Below are 20623 nucleotides of genomic sequence, written 5' to 3'. Positions count from 1 at the left end.
TTCCTAAAACAAAAGGCTTCCGGACTGGAAGCCTTTATCATTTGATTTTAATAAGTTACTTTTCGCTCGGACGTTGCAGGTGCTCTGCAAGTACTTTCGTAAACCTTGCAGCTTCACCACCAGTACAAGCGCGATGATCAAACGTTACGGATAGCGGCATTGCTTTCACCGAAATTGCTTGACCGTTTCTTATCACTACTCGGTCGAGTATTCGGCCCGCGCCGACAATAGCGACTTGTGGCGGTGTGACGACAGGTGTTGCGTAAATACCGGCAATCGCGCCGAAGTTGGAAAGCGTAATCGTCGCGTGCTGCAATTGCTCACGACCGATTTTTCTCTCTCTGATCCCTTCAACGGTTTGATCGAGCCAACGACGAACATCTTGTGGCTCGTATTCATCTGCGTGGCGCAAGACTGGTACGTACAATCCATGACGGCTATCTACTGCAATTCCTACATTGACCGTTGTGTGTACACAGCGTGTCATGGTTTCGGCATCAAACCAAGCGTTTAAAGCGGGCTCTTCTTGACACGCATGAACAATCGCTTGAACAAGGCGGATACTGATATCTTCGTTTGGCAGCCAATCTTCCAACAATGCTTCTTCCGTAATGGTTACGGCAGCAACATGTTCGTGCGATTCGGTCATAGACGATACCATGGTACGTCGAGCGCCTTTCAAAACTTCGGTGCCTGGACGCTGTTTTCCGGCTTCGTCGTAAATATCGGCATCTACGATAAGTCCGTTCGGGCCACTACCTGACACAAGGTTAAGATCTACCCCAAGTTTTTGTGCCAACAAGCGAGCCGAAGGCAGGGCGGTAACGAGGTTACTTTCTGTCGTGTTGTGGTTGCCACCAATCCAGAAATCATCAACGTTAACATGATGCGCTTGGTGAGAAACGCTACCGACGACGGTTGCGGCGTCAGCAGTGGCTTTTTTCTCTGCCGTTACTTCTCTCCCGGCACCTGTTTCATCAATCTCTAGCAGTAATGCACCAATATTGACGATTTCACCTTCCTCACCATGACGGCTGACCACACGGCCCGAATAGGGGGCAGGGACGTCGACCGTCGCTTTTGCTGTCTCTACGGTTAAGATCACTTGATCTAATTTAACCATGTCACCGACATTAACGTGCCATTTTACAATTTCTGATTCAGCGAGGCCTTCGCCGAGATCGGGTAAGTTAAACGTCTTCATTTCCAATCCTCCACGAGTTCGCGCGCTGCGGTCACAATGTCTTCTTTCTGAACCATGAAATAATCTTCGTTACGGTAATAAGGCATAATGGTGTCCATTCCAGTTACTCGTTTAGGTGGGGCTTTAAGTAAGCACATGGCGTGTTCAGCGGTTCGAGCTAATAGCTCAGATCCCACACCACAAGTTTTACTCGCTTCATGAACAACGAGTAAACGTCCAGTTTTTTCTAGTGAGCTGAAAATCGTCGCGGTATCAATTGGCTTAATACTCGCCAAATCAATCACCTCGACTTCAATTCCCTGACTAGACAAGGTTTGCGCGGCCTGAAGTGACTCTACGACGCATGCGCCCCAAGTAACGAGCGTGATATCTCGCCCCTTGCGTAAGGTGAAGCAGGTGTCGAGTGGGAGTGCTTCGCCGTTATCAACGACTTCAGATTTAACGGTGCGATATATGCGCTTCGGTTCGAAGAACATGACGGGATCATTGCTTCTAATTGCAGCGAGAAGTAAGCCGTATGCGCGTTGTGGAGAAGAAGGAATCACCACTTTAAATCCAGCAGTGTGAGCAAATAACGCTTCCACGCTTTCTGAGTGGTGTTCCGGAGCGTGGATACCGCCGCCAAATGGCGCACGGAAAACCGCGGGACAAGTGAGCCGACCGCGAGTTCTGTTACGCATTCGAGCCGCGTGGCACATTAAGTGCTCCATCGCAGGAAAAACGAAACCTTGAAACTGAAATTCGGCGACAGGTCGTAATCCTTGCGTTGCCATACCGACCGCAACCCCGCCGATTAAGGCTTCAGCGAGTGGCGTATCGATGACTCGTTTAAGACCAAACTCTTGCTTGAGTCCAACAGTGGCACGAAATACACCACCATTATCGCCCACGTCTTCACCTAATACGACAACATTGGGGTCTTGTTGCATTTCGTGGTGCAGGGCAAGGTTTACTGCTTCAACCAACGTTAGCTCAGCCATGTCTGCCTCCCTGCATTCTCATTGCCTTGTTGATGAGTTCATCTCTTTGTGCATGAAGCTCTTGAGGTAGCGATTCATACAAATAATCGAAACCGGTTTCTGGTGCTTGTGGCGGTAAGCTCAGATAGCGTTCAACAGCTAACTCTACTTGCTCTTTACAGTAATCTAGCCATTGCTGTTCTTGTTCGTCGCTCCAAGCGCCTTGATTAAGGAGATACGTTTTAAGACGTGCGATAGGTTCGTATTGCCATGCAGTTTGAACATCATCTTCTTTACGATAACGAGTCGCATCATCGGCCGTAGTGTGGTCACTCAGTCGGTAACTCACCGCTTCGATGAGTGTTGCGCCTTTCCCTTTTCTTGCTCTCTCAAGGGCGGTTTTAGTTGCATCATAAACGGCGACGACATCGTTACCATCGACAGTAATACCCGGTATACCTGCACCTTGCGCTTTTTCTGATAAGAAATCGGCGGCACATTGGAGACTACGCGGCACTGAAATTGCCCACTGGTTATTGTTTACGACGAAAACAAGTGGAATATTCCAAGTACCTGCGCAGTTTATTGACTCAAGAAAGTCCCCTTTGGATGTACCACCATCGCCGCACATGACTAGCGCAGCTTCATGGTTACCTTGAATTTTTAGCGCGGAAGCCACCCCGACAGCATGCGTACATTGCGTCGCTATGGGTACACAGTAGGGAAGGTCTCGGCTAGGAACCGGACTGCCCTCAGGAGCAAAATCACTCCCGCGCTCATCGCCACCCCAGTATTGAAGGTTCTTTTCCATGCCAATGCCACGACACCACATCGCAGGCATATCGCGGTAGTAAGGGACAAACACATCATCGGCTTTAAGTGCTCTGCCGACCGCAATGCCTATGGCTTCCGCGCCTAAGTGTGAGGGATAGGTCCCTAGCTTACCGGTGCGTTGCAAGGCAACTGCTTTGTTGTCGTAAGTGCGAGTTAATACCATATCTCGGTAAAACCCGACCAATGTTTCAGTGTCAGCCCAGTTGGGTAGTTGGCCGACTAGGTCCCCACGATGGTCGATAAACCGATGCATGGGTAATGCCTGAACGTTCATCTCAAGCTCCTTTTGACGCTGCGGGTCTTTTGGACTGCAGCTGTTCATACAAAACCAGAGTTTGTATGGGTACTCAAACTCTGATATCAGCGCAAAGGCCATACCTAAGGTTGCGTGTGCTTTCGATAGCGGTAGGCATCTGTTCGTCCCTTAAACTATTTGTCGATAACATCGCTGCGACTATTTCACCGCAAGATACAGAGAAAGGCTTTTCTGTATCTAACCCTCTAACTAAATCGTGGTATAGCCAGATACAATAAGTGTAAACAAATTGTTAAATTATGCTTCATTTTGACTTTCGCTCAGTAGTAAAGTTTTGCTTACACCCTGATTTTGCAGAGTAATATGCTGCTATTTTGTTGGTGGTATTTTTAAAATCGAATTTAATTACTGGTTAATGAAACATATTTGCAACAAAGTTTGGCTGTAAAATTTGACAAAGTGAGTCATTATTAATGAATCAACTCAAACAGTTGCTATATGATGAATTGCAAATTTTTGTTGTGCTCGAAGCCTCGACCTTATGAGAATGCATAACTTCTTCCCAACTGAGTGGAATCAAGGTAGGGTGACGGCATTACAAATGTATACCCTCGGCAGTCCTTGAGCTTATCCAAAGTAGGTGGTGCTCAAGCGGAAGTGATTATGGAGAAGTTATGTACCACGCTCATGTTTATTTTCCCCTAAGAGAACAAGATAAAGCGCAAGCCTTGAACGAGATCATCCGTCAAGAGCGTCAAGATGTGCTGCGTGTGTTTCCATTAGTTGGAAGGTTAGTTGGCCCACACAAGATGCCGATGTTTGAAATTCACCTAGAATCATTGAGTGAAGAGTTCTTGGCGTGGCTTGATACGATTCGAGGCGATTTTTCTGTGCTTATTCACCCAGTAAGCGAAGATGAGTTGCTCGATCACACAGAACGCGCGATTTGGTTGGGCAGAGAGATTGGTGTATTTGAAGAAAAGTTAGAGAAATAGTTGCTCTTCTCGCCCATGCATGACCGCTTTGAATCCTTCTCTTCTCATTGCGGTCGCAGCTTCTGCTTAACGCCTCATCTTCATTGATGGGTGCGGAATCCCTCTCTTACGCTTTGCTGTAGTTATTTTTGTGCTAAACCTAAAAGTAGGCTTTCGAACTTCACGCACAAAGCGTGAAAATGTTGCTGTTTAGCATGCCATTAAATGAATTTTGGTGGTAATAAAATAATAAGTCTTTGATAAATCAAATAGGTATAGCAGGGAAGTGCAGTTTACGACCCCAACGCCATTGGCAGTGGCGCCGATAATTTCTGAGGGGGAAGGGTATGTTTTCGATACTCTTGGTTATACTTGCACTCTATATATTTTGGCTGTTGTTTCGCAACGAGCCTGCGTTTGCCGGGCGTACCGCTCAAAAAAAACGTGACTGGGTTGGGCCTACCGCCAACAAAGAAGAATGGCGAGGGTTTTGTACAGACGTATTTCAGCCGTTCAGTTCTCAAACGACTTTCTACGCCATTGCTTATTTTGCCAATTACGTAGCAGCAGCGAACGCAATATCTTGGTCAACGATATACGAAGGCGATTATCCGATCATCATAAGCCGATTTGGTAGCTACTTCATTTTAAGTACGCATGATGCACTGGTCGTAGCTGGGTTTATTGCGCTTGCTTTCTTTATCATTAATTGGCAACTTGCCATGCGCTGCTCCGGTATTCTTAGCCAGTATCTAGTGCGGATTCTTATTATTAATCAAAAGCGCTTTGTCGCGATTAGCTTGGTGTTTTGCAGCTACTTTTCGTACCTACTGACGCTTGGTATATTCTGGCTGTTCCATGATGGGTATTCAATCTGGCATGGATTAATGCTTAGCCCTGTGTTCCTGCTGTTAGCTTTATTGGTAGCGGTTGTTGTGCCATCTGCAAAAAGAGAAAATAGTGTACCTAAGTAATCCCGAGATGGTTTGTTCAGCGGGAATAGTTTGGCTTGTAGACTAGGTAGTGATGTAAAGGACTAGCGAGTCTAAATCACGAAGTGGCAACAAAGTATACGAGCCGAGATCTTTACTTCATCAGGTATTTTTGGGGCGTTTACTTAAGCAAGGTAGGCTGCACTTTTAACTCGATCAGATTATCACGTTCTGGTTTAGCCTTATCAAATGACAAAATAAAGCTGCAATTCGATAACCCTAGACAAGATGATATGTCTTCGTAAAAGGGTGAAGTGTTCGTACTGGGAACTTAGAATTAAAAAACGCGGCCAAAGAATAGCCGCGTTTATTAGAATAAGAGATTTAACTTTCTGTCACAGGTTCAGAGGCTTGTTCAGCGCTTGAATCCACAGCTTTTACAAGTAGTAGACCAACACCTCCGACGATGGCACCACATAGAATAAACACTAAGCGCCCCCATACTGGGTTAGGTAGCAGAGCCATAAACATGACACCTATACCTGCGACCGCGATAAGTTTACCCAGCATTTGACGTTGCTTGTTATCGAGTTTTCTCTGTGCCACTGATTCCGCTACAAGAGGCGTTGATAGGTTTTCAAAGAACTTATCGACATCTGCTTGGCGTTTGTCAGTTAGAGGCTTGTAGAATAGAGTCGACAACATGAAGAAGCCACCAGTTAGCGTCATGTGTCCGATTAGACCTATTGCTACTTTCACATCAGACCATTCTCGGCTAGTCAACTCCTCAAGGCCAAACGCCGATGACACCATATCAGCTGTGATAACAAACCCAACAAGGTAGGAAACGATGCCACCCACGACTAGAGTTCCCCAACCTGCCCAGTCTGGAGTTTTCTTGATAAAGAAGCCTAAAAACGCTGGAATTGTCATTGGGAATCCGATGAGCGCACCAACGTACATCATAGTGTCGAATAGACTCAGACCTTTTAGAGAGTTTATAAACTGCGCGATTAGAATAATTGCAACGCCAAATACCGCCGATGTTGCTTTAGAAACTGCGACTAGCTCTTTCTCTGATGCTTGGCCTTTACGAACGATCGGTTCATAAAAGTTCTTTACGAAAATACCTGAGTTGCGGTTAAGACCAGAGTCCATAGAGGACATCGTAGCAGCAAACATTGCAGCGACCAGAAGTCCAACCATACCTGCTGGCATGTATTCTTGAACGAAGTATAGGTACGCGAAGTCGCCTGCTTTGTTACCAGCATCTGGATAAGCTGCCGCTAAATCAACACCTTGGCCTGCAATATACCAAGAAGGCATGAACCAAATGAAAACTCCACCCAGCATCAATACACATGCTAGCAAAGCTGCTTTTTTTGCATTTTTAGAGTCTTTTGCAGCTAGGTAACGGTAAGAGTTCAACATATTGTTTGTAATAGAGAACTGCTTAACGAAGATAAAGAACGCCCAAATACTAAAGATGCTTAAGTAGTTCAGGTTGTTACCTGCAACAAAGCTGCCACTTTCTGCGACTGGGAAGTTAGAGATAATTTCAGTAACGCCACCACCTTGAACAATAGCAACGGCTGCACATGTGATCGTTACCGCCATGATGATGACCATTTGCATGAAATCGGAGGCGATAACCGCCCAAGAGCCGCCAGTTACCGACATCGCAAGTACAACTAAACCGGTAATCCAGATGGTTGCTGTCATATCAAAACCAAAAATACCTGAAGCTATAATAGCAAGGGCGTTAAGCCATACACCTGCAGAGACAACACTGTTTGGCATCGAAGACCAAGTAAATACTTGTTCGTTTGTTGTACCAAAACGCATACGAATGGCTTCTATGACAGTTACGACGCGTAACTGACGAAATTTCGGTGCAAAGTAAGCGAAGTTCATGAAGTAACCAAACGCGTTTGCAAGGAAAATAATGGCGACAGCAAAACCATCATTGTAGGCTTTACCAGCGGCGCCAGTAAATGTCCAAGCAGAGAATTGAGTCATAAACGCCGTTGCTCCAACCATCCACCAAAGCATGTTGCCGCCACCTCGGAAGTAGTCGCTTGTAGTACTAGTAAAAGTTCTGAACATCCAACCTATTGCGATTAAGAATAGAAAATAGATGCCCACAATGAGAGTATTGAGTTCCATCTTTAGACCTTTGAAGTAGTTTATTGTCCTAAGTAATAGTAACGTTCGCCTCTCTTATTTGTAGTACAATAACTCAAAACCGTGACCAGTAAGGCGTAATAAACCCTTTAATTAATCATACAAGTGATCGGTGTCAGATATTGCTTTTCTCTGAAGCTGCTAAAAGTGTCGAGTTTAGGCATGGGTTCTATGAATATACTTATAAAGAATCTTAAGTCCTCTAATAAGAATGGACGCGGATTTATGCATATCTGGCAGAGGGATATAACATCGATTGATGTAGGATTGTTAAAAAAAAGCCCATGCAAGCCTGTACTGCATGGGCCAAACGGTAGTAGTACCGCGAGCTGTCGGCTGAAGTTCGCAACAGCGGCTTTACATGATTACTAACCACTGCAGATGACGTTCGAGGGGACATCACCTGAATTCGGTTGTTTATGTAACGCTGCTAGATCTTCGACAATCATTGCGCACATGCAATGCTAAACTCTCTAAAATGTAGTTATGATATGGAGCAACTAATCAGTTTACACTCGCTCTGATGTTGGCAAGTGACAATGGCTATTCGCTGCATTTTGCTAACGTCGCCCCATTAATGATATTGTATTATTAATTAAGGTAAATGCTGATGATACCAAATTGTGACAGAGAACATGTTTAGCAAATAGGCCTGTGATCTGGATGATTACAGGCTAAGTCGGTAAAGGGGCCCGACTGTCGCTTTTGTCTGAGGTGCGATACGGGTTTGTTGAACTAATAGTAACTCTGCAGTTGCAATTGCATCTGCAAGTGCATTATGGCCGTTGTAAGCGGGTAACCCGTAACGTTCCCTTGTCGCTGCTAGAGTCACATCTGATTCATCGGAAGCATTGATAGCTCTTTGTAACCTTTTTTCTATTCGCAAGGTGTCTATCCAAATGAGCGGCAACTCTTTTATGTTGAAAACTCGCTGTAAATATTGATTAATAAAGCTAGTTTCGACTATACATCCGTGAGCAACAATAACTTTGTTTTCTGCTGCTTTAAAGAATGTCCGCATTGCTTCATGAATAGAGATTCCATCAGTCAGCATTTGTTGGGTAATATGGTTAACAACTATGGTTTCGGGCTTGATTTTTGAGTCGCTATGTACATAAAGGTGTTGGCTTGTTGCTAAGTCAATATGGCCTTGTCGAATCTCTACCCAGCCCATGGAAAGAATGACTTCTTCCTCACTGTCTAAGCCAGTTGTTTCAAGATCAAGAACGATGAACTCAGTGTCAAAAGCTCGTTGATTTATGTCCAGATTTGGCGAGCGAAGCAGCTTTTTAAGATAAAGAGGGATGTGCTTCTTTTTAGAGTGCTTTTGTCTCTGACGATTTTTTCGTGTCAATGGATGAAAGTACTCAAGTAAGCGCTTCATTATCGGCTCCCAAAACGGAGTTTGGCGACTTCTTGTAGATCTGCAATGATGCGGAACGCGTCTTTTAAATGTTGACGTTCAAAACTACCGAACGTATTGGGGTCAATGTGGTTATTTGGCTCATCTCCACTTTTTAGTGCTTCTAATTGATGGGCAAATCGAAACGACAAGATGAATTGATATGCGTTTATTATATTTTTGTACGCGTCATGGCTGAGCAGCCCTTTTTCGTTGGCTGCTTTAAAACGCTCATCAGTTGCAGTGAGGTCACATTCAACTGCAAGACCATAAATCCTTGCAAGATCAATGATTAGATTAATCGCGTATTTTTTTACGTCGAGCGTTTTCTTGTTCTCTCCCGATTTTTGTAATACTAGGCTATTGAATATTCCTAGCGGTGGGTTTGTTTTCACTGCATCGTTAACTAACATCGTAAGGAATTCTCTATTAGCGTTGATGTTAGAGTGAAGCTCATCGCGAAGTATCTGTTCAAAGTCTTTGTTTCCATAAACGGTTCGGATTTCTAAAAAGACACTGATATTGAGGAGGCGCTCGTATTCAGGATTTGCCACCCATTTCTTATAGTACTTTTTCCAAACAGAGAGAGGCTGGCACCATTTAGGGGTCGCTGCCATAAATTTCCCTGGACACAATGGATAGTTACATTTATTCAGACCATTACTTACTATCATTGCTAAATGTTTGAAGTAGATACGGTCGTTATCTGTTGCCGAATCATCTAATACGATGGCGCTATCTTGATCTGACAGCATATGTACTTCTTGGCGAGCATGAGAGCCTGCCACAATCCAAGAGAAGTCACAGGGAGGTGTTCCCAACTTATCAATGGCTATTTGTATTAACCTACGAGTGTACGCATCCATAATCATGGTCATCACTTTACCAATGATTTCTGGTGAAACCCGTCCTTCGACTAATGCTTCAAAAATAGCTTGGCGCTCGGACGTAAAACTAGACAACGCTTTGACACTGCCAGCATATTTGATCTTTTCAATTAAAAATATAGCTTGGACTCGATGGTTTTGAACCAAGTGCGTTGTGGTCAAAACGCCAACGACGTTATTGTCTCTGACTAAGGGTAAGTTTCTTATATTGTGCTGCATCATAATGGAGGCTGCGTGCAGAACTAAATCGTCAGGATGAATTGTTTTAGGATCAGGCGACATGACTTCGACGACTGGTGTTGAGATGCTTAATCCTTTGGCGATGACTCGCTTTGTCATATCTCGGTCGGTAATCAGTCCAACTATTTTATTATCACGATAAACGACAGCGCAGGGAGAGCACTTATCGATCATCTCGTTGGCGACTGACTGAATGGATTGCTCAGCGGTTACAATTGCAACTCGACCACTAGCGACTTCCTCTACACGCCGAATAAACAACCCTTTTTCTTTGTTAGACCACACGACATCTAATGCTGACTTTAGCCGTACCTGAGCTTGTGATGCAAAATGTTCAGCACATTCAGGATGAGAAGTGCACAACTTTTTCAGCGCAGCATTTGGAATTACATAAACTAATGAATTTTCGATTGCAATTGCTTTGTATTCTTTTCCGCTTTCGACTTCGTTACCAAGAAAAGTGAAGCCAAACAAATCTTCCGGACCAAGTTTAGCTCTCAATATGCCATCAGATTTACGCTGTTCGATAGAGCCAGTTCTAATAATATAAAGTGACTTTTCGTTCTTAGAAGAATACTGATCAACAACATCCCCCTTGCTTAAATAAGTGATCTTAACAGATGAAGCAAGCTCGCGAAGTGCACCTTTAGGTACCTTGTCAAACGGATCAATCTGGCTGATAAACTGTATGATATTTGGCAGTAGCGAGTCGGTCATAACACAACATTCTCAAAATACATTTGTATTACTATATATCAAAATATTGATGGTGTGCCATAAAGAATTGGAGGAAACGAAATTAAAAAAGCACGCGAGATGCGTGCTTTTGCCTAGTTATTAGATCGCCCAAGCCCAAGCTTAACTGGCTTCGGGTAAGCGATGTTTTGACTCCAACAAGTGGTTAGCCGAAGCTTGACGTGCTTTTTCAGCATTGCCTGCCATTATTGCTTCATAAATCTCACGATGTTCTTCGATGCACGTATTGCCTTCCTCAGATGAGTGTGCAATAAAGTTAATGAACATTGTAGTCAGAACATGCCCAAACGGTAAGAAAAAGTCGTTTCCGGTGGAGTTAAAAATAATGCTATGGAAACGAATATCTACATCCATCCAACGCGCTTTGTCCAGTTCGTCTGCTTTAGCGACTTCCAACATATCTTGGAATGCTTCTGATAGCTGAATTCGCTGTTCCGCAGTGGCATTTTTCGCTGCGAGTGCACAAGCTTCAGGCTCTATCGCGCGTCGTAACCCCAAAAATTGATGACAGAACTGATCTATCTCTGTTAGACCGTCCATCCATTCAATTAATTGTGGGTCTAAAAAGTTCCAGTACGCTCGGTTGATGACTCGAGTACCAACTTTTGGACGTGACTCGAGTAAACCTTTTGATGTTAAAAGTTTTACGGCTTCACGCAAAGCTGTGCGACTGATACCAAACTGTTCACACAGGGACATTTCTCCTGGAAGAATGGACCCTTGAGGGATCTTGCCTGACAAAATGCTACGAGCAATTTCGCGAGCTACTTGTACATGTAAGCTGCGCTTGGAACCGGAGATAGAATGAAATTCACCAGACATAAAATCACTTATCGTTAAAATTGTATTATTTAAGCTTGGACTATATCATCCAAAGTGTAGCTCACCAAGAAGATGTTTACGTAATAACAGCTGTCTTCACAAATCCATTTTGAATCTCCGACTGCTTTATGAAGCCTTCATGATTATGATACTTAGCGTATAACAGATGAGGCCACCGATTCTTACATCATTCCTTATTTATTTGTTAGCTCAATATGTTAGTTAACTCTAGTCGCGCCTACTTATTGTACTCACTGATTTTCAATACACAGCACACAATTTGAATAGAAGATCAGGTTTCTTGTTAAATAAAGTGATATTGTATTATTATATACTAAAGATCGGTGTGCATGATGTTACTACTCGACCATTCAATATTGAGTTTGGCCAATATACCTCGCGAGTAAAAATCATATTCATAAGATCGTTAGATTTTAGACGCTAAATAACAGTGCTTTACATTTACACAGAAAGTCTCCGCCTTCAAAGCGTGTTTCATTTGGCCTTTTCTAACTATTAGCTAAACAAGTCGTTTAGGCTGCTGGCAATGAGGAATATAGATGGCAGAGTTTTCACTTCTCGGGAATTCAAATCACAAGATACATGTACAAGTAGCAAGACAGATTTCTTGCAAAATATTGTCAGGAGAATTAAGTCAAAATGAGAAGCTCCCGAGTGAAATAGAACTGTGTAAGTTGTTTGGTGTTAGTCGGACAGCACTACGAGAGTCGACGAAGTTGCTGTCTGCTAAAGGCTTAATTATCTCTAAACCAAAAGTTGGAACTACGGTACTACCAAGAAACTATTGGCATTTTCTTGATCCTCAACTCTTAGAGTGGATCCAAGATTTAGAAGATACTAAGCCGTTTCTATCTCAGTTTTTAGGATTGCGTAAAGCCATAGAACCAGAGGCGTGTGCGCTGGCAGCCCAAAATGCCAATGCTGAGCAAAGAAAGCTGTTGTCAATTGTATTTCAAAGAATGACGATGGCAGCACGATGTCACGATTATGATGAGTGGATTGCTAACGATCATTTGTTTCATCAAACGATATTCCTTTGTACCGATAATCAATTCTACGTTCCCTTCAGCAATATACTTTCGACCATATTTAAGGTGTTTATTGACAAGTCAGTTGAAGGAGGGAGGTTCTGCCTTAATGAGCACCGTGCAATTTATGATGCAATTATGGTCGGAAACTCATTTCAAGCTCGTTTAGCCTCTCAAACGCTGTTAAATGATGAGAATCAGAGGCTTTCCGACGCCGTGAATAGTTAAGAGCTTGCGTACACCTTTATTGACTAAAAAGAGTTTTCTGTCGTTTCTTTTTGTCATGAACTTTGCCTAATGACCGAGCTCTTTAGTTTAAACGTTTAACCTCATTACAAAGGTTTACTAATGTTTTCCCAACCATATATAAAGAAAAATTTATCTCTTGCTTGGCCGCTCGCTCTTAATGCTTTGTTGATGCAATCAATGCTTATGATTGATACGCTGCTTGTTACGCCATTAGGTGAAGTTTCACTTGCTGCTATGGGGATTGCTACAACAATAGTTTCTTTCGTTTTAGGTATCCAAATGGCTCTAGCAAATGGGTCTCAATTGGTACTTAGCCGTGCAGTAGGCTCTGGTCATTATCTATCGTTAAATAAAGGTTTCTGGGCAGCTTTAGTTATCAACGTTCTAGTCGCATCCTTATTCTGGCTGTTGATTACTGTCTTTGATGAAGCGTTAATCAGTAAGTTGACGGATAACGTTGATCTCTATGCGGAGACAAAATGCTACCTTGCAATTGCTAAGTTCATCGTCATATTCAATGCCATTACTCAGGTTATGATTGCGGTGTTCAATGCGCTTGGACGGACCAAAGTTCCATTTAAAGGCTATTTGATTGAATTGCCAGTCAACGTGGCGATGTCTTATGTTCTGATTCACGGCCTGACTAATTTTGAAGGTATTGGCGTTCAAGGCGCCGCGGCGGGTAGTTTGGTTGCTATTAGTATTCGGCTGTTATATTTAACCATGTGCATTAAGCTTGATGATTCTATCATCTTGTCTATTAAGAAGCTTGATGCGTCATTGAAAAGCAATATACATAAGCATTTTAAAGAGATTTTCCCCGTCGCGGCGAACGTCACAATGTTACAAACTGGCGCAACGATATACATGTTGCTGTACTCGCAACTGACCTTAAATGCTTATGTCGCTATGACTATCGTGATGCCTTGGATCAAAGCGGGTACTCAGTTCATTACTGCTTGGGCGCATTCATCGGCAATCACGATTAGCCAAGCAATTGGATCAAGAAAAATGGATGAGCTGCGTAACAATGTCGATATTAGTATTGATATGGCCGTGATGATCTCGTTCGTTTCAGCATTTTTCTTTTTTGCACTTAGTTTCGTTCTTCCTGATTTGTATCCCGACTTAGACCCGAGTACTTACAAAGCGTTATCCGCGATTGCTCCACTTTACATACTGCTACCGATAGTACGTGGCTATAACACCGTTCATGGTCATATTTTGAGAGCGTTAGGTAAAACAACGGAGGTGTTTAAGATTAACTTTACCGGTCAGTGGGTAATCTCAATACCGTTATGTGCTTTGATGATTTTATACTTGGACCTTTCAGTGTTTTGGGTGTTTGCAATCATGCCGTTTGAAGAAATTGTTAAGGCATGGCCATTTAGGCATTTAGCACGTAAGTCTCTGAAAGATTTCGATATTAATAAGGCAGACAAGCTAATGTACGATTGATTCTATGACTATTGGATTAGGTCGAAAATATTCGTAGATGCTATGGACTAAAGAGGAGTATGTCTAGCTTATCATTTTGGGGTTTATCGAGTTTATAAATTGTGATCAATAGAGCACATCATAACTTCTTTCCTCGAATCATTCCGTTGCAAACCTTATTATATGTATGACAATATTACATATAATAAGGTTTGAACATGAAACTCAATCTACTCGTAGCCGCAATGGCTGTTACCTTACCAACTCTTGCTATCGCTTCTGATTTAAATAATGGCGTTGATTATCCAGTCCCTGCCGATAAATTTGATATGCGAAACTGGAAGATCACTATTCCTTCCGATATCAATGAAGACGGAAAAGTGGACGAAATCGAGGGTGTGGCGATGCTGAGTTATTCACACCGAGACTTCTTCTTCTTGAACGAAGAAGGCAACTTGGTGTTTGAAGTGCAGAATAAAGCGGTAACGACAAAAAACTCGAAGAATGCTCGCTCTGAACTACGTGAAATGCCTCGTGGCGCTGACTTTTCTATTCAAACCGATGATTTAGCAAACCATTGGGCTTTATCGAGCCACCCTCAGGCTGCTAAACACAGTCGCGTAGGTGGAACGTTGGAAGCGACCTTGAAAGTGAACCATGTTTCTGAACACGCCAAATTTCCAGAAAAAGGGCCTGCTCATTCTGTTGTTGTCGGTCAAATCCACGCGAAAAAAATTGATGCAAGAATAAAAGAGGGTAAAGGTTATGGACATGGAAATGAACCCATTAAAATCTTCTATAAAAAATTCCCAGAACACAAAATGGGCTCTGTATTTTGGAACTACGAGCGTAACCTAGCAAAGGAAGATCCAAATCGTATTGATATTGCATATCCAGTATGGGGAAATACTTGGGATAACCTTGAAGAACCAGGCCAAGCAGGTATCGCTCTTGGTGAAGAGTTCAGCTACAAGATAGAAGTTCAAGGAACTATGATGAACTTGACGTTTGAAACAGAACGCCACGAGACAGTGACTTATTCCATAGATCTCAGTAAGGGGATTGATAGTAAGGACTTTGAGCATGGCTACGCAGAAGACATGTTCTATTTTAAAGCAGGAGCTTATGGTCAATGTAGCGTCAGTGAGTCTCACCCTGTGTGGGGTACAGGATGTGCGGGCACCGGTGATTTTTCAGTCGACAAGAAAAACGGTGACTATAACAGCGTGACATTTTCTAAGCTCAAGCTAAATCAAAATTGAAACTAATAGAAAACTAAGAGCTACTCGATTTCTACTTAAGCCTCATCGATTTGATGAGGCTTTTGTTTTCAGTGGAATTCTTTAAAAGGTAAGAAACAAGATAGAGCAAGCAATCACTGGGACTGGCTTGAATTTAGAGTATTGTGTTGAATTTTGTTCTTCTTAAGAGGTAAAAAAATAAAGCCAGGCTCGAAAGCCTGGCCTAGTATCAAGTGCTACAAAATAACACTAGAGTTGCTTTGAATCGATGTTATCGAAATATGCTTTTGTTGAAGCACCACTTGTGTCCCCTACGTAAATAGTTAGCTGTGATGGTGTATTCGTTGCGTCTAAGCCTGTTTCGGACTGGCTTGGCGCATCAACCGTTTTTCCATTAATAGAAACGTTAATCTCATCACCATCCCAAGCTAGGGACATTGAGTTCCAAGCGTCAGTCGTAATAGTGCCTATTTCTACGTCATCTGATCCTGCTTCGGCTTCAACTTTACCACTGCCCGAAATTCTCAATTCGTAGTAACGATCTGAGTTGTTTTTACCTGAGCCAACATTAATGTATGTAGTTTTTTCGTTGTCTGACGGAATGTAAACATCGAATGACACGCTACCGTTTGATGTTGCTCCGTTTGAAAACTCGCGCGTAACGTATGGTTTGTTGGTCGTATCTGTGTCGGATATTAGCAGAGAGTTAGCGCCGCTCTTTGATACGTCATCACTTACTACAGCCACGGACGTCAAGGTGGAGGAGTCATCAGCAACCGTATTGTATTCTTTCCAACTAGAGTTTGCTGAACTGATATTTGTTCCTACTGGGTATGAGTCAAAGTTTTCACTCACGTCTTCTGACGGTTTATCAGGATTAGAACTTCCGTCTGAAATGACAACCGCTTCGCTTGATGCACTGTTGTAAATTGTCGCGAGGTCTAAGCCTGGAATGTAGTTGTCAAAATCCTCTTCTAGAACCAACACTTCAGAGCCCGAATCACTAGAGTAAATCTTCAAGTTGTCTGCATTTAATTCAAAGTTTGTAGTGTTGCCATTATCACCTAGTCTCAGTGATACATAGGTTACAGCGGTGCCATCAGCGACAGGTAACATTTCACCTATTTGTTTACCGTTAACCGAAAAAGAGAAGAAGTTTTCTATCCAACTGACTTCTATCGCGAGGTTTTCACCTAACTCAAACGTGTCGCCTGTTTCCGTCAAGTTTCCACTTGCATCGCGGTATTTGATTTTGCCGTTTTCAAATGCCACTTCGCCATGCAAGTTGGAATTCGAGGTTTTTGCTGCATAAAATGAGATGTAAGCATTGTCACCAGAACCGTCGGCTTCCTGTTCTGTTTCTTCATGATGCTGGTAAGTTAGATCTACAGTTAGTCGGCCTGTTGAAATTTCTGAAACACTCGTTGAATCAGACAGCTTGATTCGTAACTCACCGGTGTCTTCTTCTGTTCCACCTTTATTGGTATCCAAAATTTGTACGACGTTGTTATCGCCAGCGTCATTATTTGCCGCTGCAACTGCATCTTTCACCGCATCGTTTTCTGATTCATCGTTACCGGTGAAGTTTCCGTCATTTGTTCCTGAGATGGTTAACATGCCGTTTGAAACTTCATAAGTCCCTGTTAACTCGGTAGGGTTACCTAGATCGCTCTCGTCATAAAGGTTGAATGTAAGCGTCTCTGTATCTTTATCTTCGGTATAAGTTGAAGTGTAGATTGTGTAAGTACCGAAGTTATCATCATCGTTATAATACTTTTGCGTACCGTCTTCAAAGACATAGACGTTTGGCAGGTCGTGCTCATCATCGGATTTCGCCACAGTGGCTGGTGTTGAAATATCCCACATACCTTGGCTCAACTCAGACTCAGTTTCTGTTGGTGGGGGAGCCGATGGTGCATCCCTTAAATCAGTGTTACATCCGGTTAACAAACCTGTGGAAATAGCAATTGCTGCTGCAATTTTTGTTACTTGCATGGTAGGTACTCACTTCTATGTGTTTTTATTTATGTAATATTGTTAGACAAATAATTTCTGTCATCTAGATGGTTTTATCAATAGAATGATCCGACTCACACTAGATACAATGATTGCTCACTGAAGTGATGAATAAGTCACACAAAATAGTTGAATATCAACATCAATGAGAGTTGAACGTTTATGAGGTTGAGGGCTTTCTTTATAGAGAAACAGCAAAAACTACAGGTGATTTAGGAAAGAAATTTGATTTCACATCAAGATTTTTGATTTTAAGTCATTGAAATTATTGTTGTTTATATTTTTTAATCTTCTTCTTTATCATATGAAACGAGTTAAAACATTTCTCTGTAAGTGATGTCTACAAAGGTCGTTTTAGAATCAGACATAGCTAACACTTTTGAATATATAATAATACAAATTGTCAGTTGAGGGGCACTTACATGATTAATATCACAGAACTCTCATGATGAATTAACTAGTATTTGTCATACATTAATTCAATAGTGTTGAATCAAATCCAGGGATTTAAGTGGTATCCCAAAAAATATATACAGAGAGATATAATCATGAAAGCAGTTACAACAATGTCCCTATTCGTTGCTTCCACATTAATGGCGGGAGCGGTTTCCGCAGCAACTTTAGACTATCGCGCAGAATATAAGCATGAGAGTGAAACTTATGCCCAACGTATCAAAATTAGTGGTAGTTCTAAAATTAACGATCAGACCAAACTGAACTTTGGTGTTGAACAAAAATTCCATAGTTACGACAACTCGCATTTTTGGGATCAACTCGTTGCTGGTGATTCTGAGTTTGATTGGGGAGTTCGCTACCAAATAAATAAACAATGGTTTATCCAACCAGGGATGCCTATTACTTTTGGCGATGATGACGAAAAAACCACTTATAAACCACAAGTTCGTGTTGGTTACAAATCCTCTTTTGGCTTAAGTACCGCTTTACGTTACCGACACGAATTTCAAGTTTATTCAGATGGTGCAGGTAACAAAACACTAACGGATGGTACTTCGGTAAGCGTTGCTGGGAAAACAGTTGAACAAGGTAAGTGGACACTGACAGGCTCTTACGATATGCGTCAGTTTGATAACGAGTACCTTGATAACGTCAAGCTGAGCTATGAGATCAACTACAACAAAAACTATGACGAAGTGCGTTTATCTGATTGGAAAGATTCTGAGTGGGATGCTGGCTTAATTGTTGGTTACCAAATGGGAGATTTCCGTCCTTACTTTGAATTGTGGAATGTCAAAGGTAAGGATGGTTCAACCACGGATGACCGCCAATTGAGAACACGCCTTGGCCTTAAATACAGCTTTTAACCCGAGTGTTATTGCCTAATTGTTGTTACAGCAAAAGAGCTGTTAATTCATTTTTATATTGTAGGTGTTAGATTACATGAAGCATATTTTCTTCAAAAGCTTGTTAGCTTCTTCTATTTTACTTGCTGTGGGCTGTAATAGTACGGCGACCATGGTAGATCCATTTCCAAACAACCAAGAAACTGGTGCTGATATTCTGACTCCCGTTATGATAACGGCGAGTAGTCATGATGGTAATGTTCCAGAGCAGTTGTTTGACCAAGATATTATGACACGTTGGTCAGCAAATGGTGATGGTGAGTGGGCGATGTTGGATTACGGCTCGGTTTATGAGTTCGACGCAATTCAAGCCTCGTTCAGCAAAGGTAACGAACGCGTCAGCAAATTTGATGTTCAGTTTAGTACTGATGGTGAAAACTGGGTGACGGTTATTGAGGGTGCGCAAAGCTCTGGTCGAGCACTTGGCTTAGAGCGCTTCCAGTTTGAGCCTGCAGTAAAAGCACGCTATGTTCGTTACGTTGGCCACGGTAATAGCAAAAACCAATGGAACTCAGTTACTGAGTTAGCTGCAGTTAATTGCGGAATTAATGCCTGTCCGGCAAGTCACATCATTACTGATGACGTCGTTAACGCTGAAGCGGCTATGATTGCGCAAATGAAAGCGGAGCAAAAGGCACAAAAGGATTTACTCAAAAAGAATCGTAAAGGCGACTTTGGAGCACCAATCGTCCGTCCTTGTGAAACGACGGTGACGTGTGATCTTTCTAAAGCGATGCCTTACCCTACGTTACCGAAAGAGCCACTCGCTACAAATGCACCGGGTGAAAACTTTGACTTAACACGTTGGAAACTGACGACACCTTTCGACCATGACAAAGATGGTCGTGCTGATGATATTGATGAGTGGGACTTGGCTAACGGCTTCCAACACTCTGATATATTCTACACAGCAGATGATGGCGGTATGGTATTCAAGAGCTATGTGAAAGGCGCTCGAACTTCTGAAAACACTAAATACGCGCGAACTGAGTTACGTACCATGCTTCGTGCTGGTGATAAGTCTTACAGCACAAAAGGTGTAAATCCTAATAACTGGGTATTCAGTTCTGCACCAGTTGAAGATCAAAAAGAAGCGGGTGGTGTAGACGGTACGCTTGAAGCGACTCTGAAGATTGACCACGCAACCACAACTGGTCAGTCGCATGAAGTTGGCCGCTTTATTATCGGCCAGATTCATGACAAAGATGATGAGCCAATTCGTCTTTATTATCGTAAGCTACCAGACCAACCAACAGGTACAGTTTACTTTGCTCACGAAAAAACCAAAACTGGAACAGAGGATTACTACAGCTTAGTGGGTGATATGACTGGTGAAGTCGGTTACGATGGCATCGCGCTAGGTGAAAAATTCAGCTACATCATTGATGTGAAAGGCAACACAATGACAGTTACGGTAAAACGTGATGGTAAAGATGATGTTGTTCAAGTCGTAGATATGAGTGACAGTGGCTATGACGAAGGTGGCAGATATATGTACTTTAAAGCCGGTGTCTATAACCAGAATATGTACGGTAATCCAGATGATTACGCACAAGCTACTTTCTATAAATTAAAACAATCTTTTGGTAAGTACCAAGGCTAGTTCTATCACTTTTAGTTGATTGAAGTCCTTTGCCCTCAGCTTTGTAGCTGAGGGCTTTTTTTCTATAGAAGAATAAAACAGCTCAAATATTATTTTAATTGACATAGATAAATTAATTTAAAAATTTATCACCATAGATAGGTAATAATTATTGATTGCTTTTATCTTCTGACAATGTTTATTTTTAAGTGCTAATGTATATTAGAGTAGTTTAATT

The 20623-nt window shown here is 42.4% G+C and carries 16 protein-coding genes; 8 read left to right on the top strand and 8 right to left on the bottom strand.

Going from position 1 to position 20623, the window contains the following annotated elements:
• Positions 1-55: 55 nt before the first annotated feature.
• The 3 genes from R7E42_RS11195 to pdhA are packed head-to-tail and all read right to left on the bottom strand — an operon-like array spanning position 56 to position 3271.
• Positions 56-1204, bottom strand: coding sequence for a dihydrolipoamide acetyltransferase family protein (locus R7E42_RS11195; RefSeq protein WP_005375831.1), 1149 nt, complete (start codon positions 1202-1204; stop codon positions 56-58).
• On the bottom strand, positions 1201-2184 hold the full coding sequence (locus tag R7E42_RS11190; RefSeq protein WP_042521051.1) for an alpha-ketoacid dehydrogenase subunit beta: 984 nt from the start codon (positions 2182-2184) through the stop codon (positions 1201-1203). The genes R7E42_RS11195 and R7E42_RS11190 overlap by 4 nt, the downstream gene beginning before the upstream one ends.
• Positions 2177-3271 carry a pyruvate dehydrogenase (acetyl-transferring) E1 component subunit alpha gene (gene pdhA / locus R7E42_RS11185; protein ID WP_025998586.1) on the bottom strand — a complete coding sequence of 365 codons (1095 nt, stop codon included), beginning with the start codon at positions 3269-3271 and terminating at the stop codon, positions 2177-2179. The genes R7E42_RS11190 and pdhA overlap by 8 nt, the downstream gene beginning before the upstream one ends.
• Before the next feature lie 65 nt (positions 3272-3336).
• Here pdhA and R7E42_RS11180 point away from each other — a divergent pair, with 65 nt between their 5' ends.
• The 3 genes from R7E42_RS11180 (at position 3337) to R7E42_RS11170 (ending at position 5201) form a co-directional block, all read left to right on the top strand.
• A complete protein-coding gene (locus tag R7E42_RS11180) occupies positions 3337-3531 on the top strand; it encodes a hypothetical protein (protein ID WP_127891143.1) in 195 nt (64 codons plus the stop codon).
• A gap of 396 nt (positions 3532-3927) precedes the next feature.
• Positions 3928-4248, top strand: coding sequence for a DOPA 4,5-dioxygenase family protein (locus R7E42_RS11175; RefSeq protein WP_206971209.1), 321 nt, complete (start codon positions 3928-3930; stop codon positions 4246-4248).
• A 326-nt stretch (positions 4249-4574) separates the two neighbouring features.
• Positions 4575-5201, top strand: a complete 627-nt coding sequence (locus R7E42_RS11170; RefSeq protein ID WP_054578994.1) for a hypothetical protein — start codon at positions 4575-4577, stop codon at positions 5199-5201.
• A gap of 342 nt (positions 5202-5543) precedes the next feature.
• On the opposite strand, the gene R7E42_RS11165 is transcribed toward R7E42_RS11170, so the two are convergent.
• From R7E42_RS11165 to R7E42_RS11150, 4 genes are all read right to left on the bottom strand, one after another.
• Entirely contained in the window at positions 5544-7325 is a 1782-nt protein-coding gene (locus R7E42_RS11165) for a sodium:solute symporter family transporter (protein WP_031781211.1), read from the bottom strand.
• 685 nt (positions 7326-8010) lie between these two features.
• Complete coding sequence (locus R7E42_RS11160) at positions 8011-8727, bottom strand: 3'-5' exonuclease (RefSeq protein WP_054574340.1); 717 nt, start codon at positions 8725-8727, stop codon at positions 8011-8013.
• Complete coding sequence (locus R7E42_RS11155) at positions 8727-10589, bottom strand: putative nucleotidyltransferase substrate binding domain-containing protein (RefSeq protein WP_017634232.1); 1863 nt, start codon at positions 10587-10589, stop codon at positions 8727-8729. The genes R7E42_RS11160 and R7E42_RS11155 overlap by 1 nt, the downstream gene beginning before the upstream one ends.
• Positions 10590-10730: 141 nt before the next feature.
• Positions 10731-11450 (bottom strand): FadR/GntR family transcriptional regulator, encoded by a 720-nt coding sequence (locus R7E42_RS11150; protein WP_005388529.1) that lies wholly within the window; start codon positions 11448-11450, stop codon positions 10731-10733.
• 560 nt (positions 11451-12010) lie between these two features.
• Between R7E42_RS11150 and R7E42_RS11145 the strand changes: the two genes are divergently transcribed.
• The 3 genes from R7E42_RS11145 (at position 12011) to R7E42_RS11135 (ending at position 15447) form a co-directional block, all read left to right on the top strand.
• Entirely contained in the window at positions 12011-12727 is a 717-nt protein-coding gene (locus R7E42_RS11145; RefSeq protein ID WP_005388528.1) for a FadR/GntR family transcriptional regulator, read from the top strand.
• Positions 12728-12916: 189 nt separating this feature from the next.
• Positions 12917-14206: an MATE family efflux transporter gene (locus R7E42_RS11140; protein WP_025998585.1), complete on the top strand. Its 1290-nt coding sequence runs from the start codon at positions 12917-12919 to the stop codon at positions 14204-14206.
• A gap of 197 nt (positions 14207-14403) precedes the next feature.
• Positions 14404-15447 carry a polysaccharide lyase family 7 protein gene (locus R7E42_RS11135; RefSeq protein WP_318072665.1) on the top strand — a complete coding sequence of 348 codons (1044 nt, stop codon included), beginning with the start codon at positions 14404-14406 and terminating at the stop codon, positions 15445-15447.
• Positions 15448-15675: 228 nt separating this feature from the next.
• Here R7E42_RS11135 and R7E42_RS11130 read toward each other — a convergent pair whose 3' ends face one another.
• Positions 15676-17421: a hypothetical protein gene (locus R7E42_RS11130; protein ID WP_033906977.1), complete on the bottom strand. Its 1746-nt coding sequence runs from the start codon at positions 17419-17421 to the stop codon at positions 15676-15678.
• Positions 17422-17990: 569 nt separating this feature from the next.
• On the opposite strand from R7E42_RS11130, the gene R7E42_RS11125 reads away from it, so the two are divergent.
• On the top strand, positions 17991-18764 hold the full coding sequence (locus R7E42_RS11125) for an oligogalacturonate-specific porin KdgM family protein (protein ID WP_017634227.1): 774 nt from the start codon (positions 17991-17993) through the stop codon (positions 18762-18764).
• A 76-nt stretch (positions 18765-18840) separates the two neighbouring features.
• Entirely contained in the window at positions 18841-20406 is a 1566-nt protein-coding gene (locus R7E42_RS11120) for a polysaccharide lyase family 7 protein (protein WP_318072664.1), read from the top strand.
• Positions 20407-20623: the final 217 nt, after the last annotated feature.

The sequence above is a fragment of the Vibrio sp. Vb1337 genome (assembly GCF_033338715.1).
In the GTDB taxonomy this organism is placed as follows: Bacteria; Pseudomonadota; Gammaproteobacteria; order Enterobacterales; family Vibrionaceae; genus Vibrio; species Vibrio alginolyticus.
The sequence above is the reverse complement of the archived record's forward strand: the minus strand, read 5'-3'. Positions and strand labels throughout refer to the sequence as shown.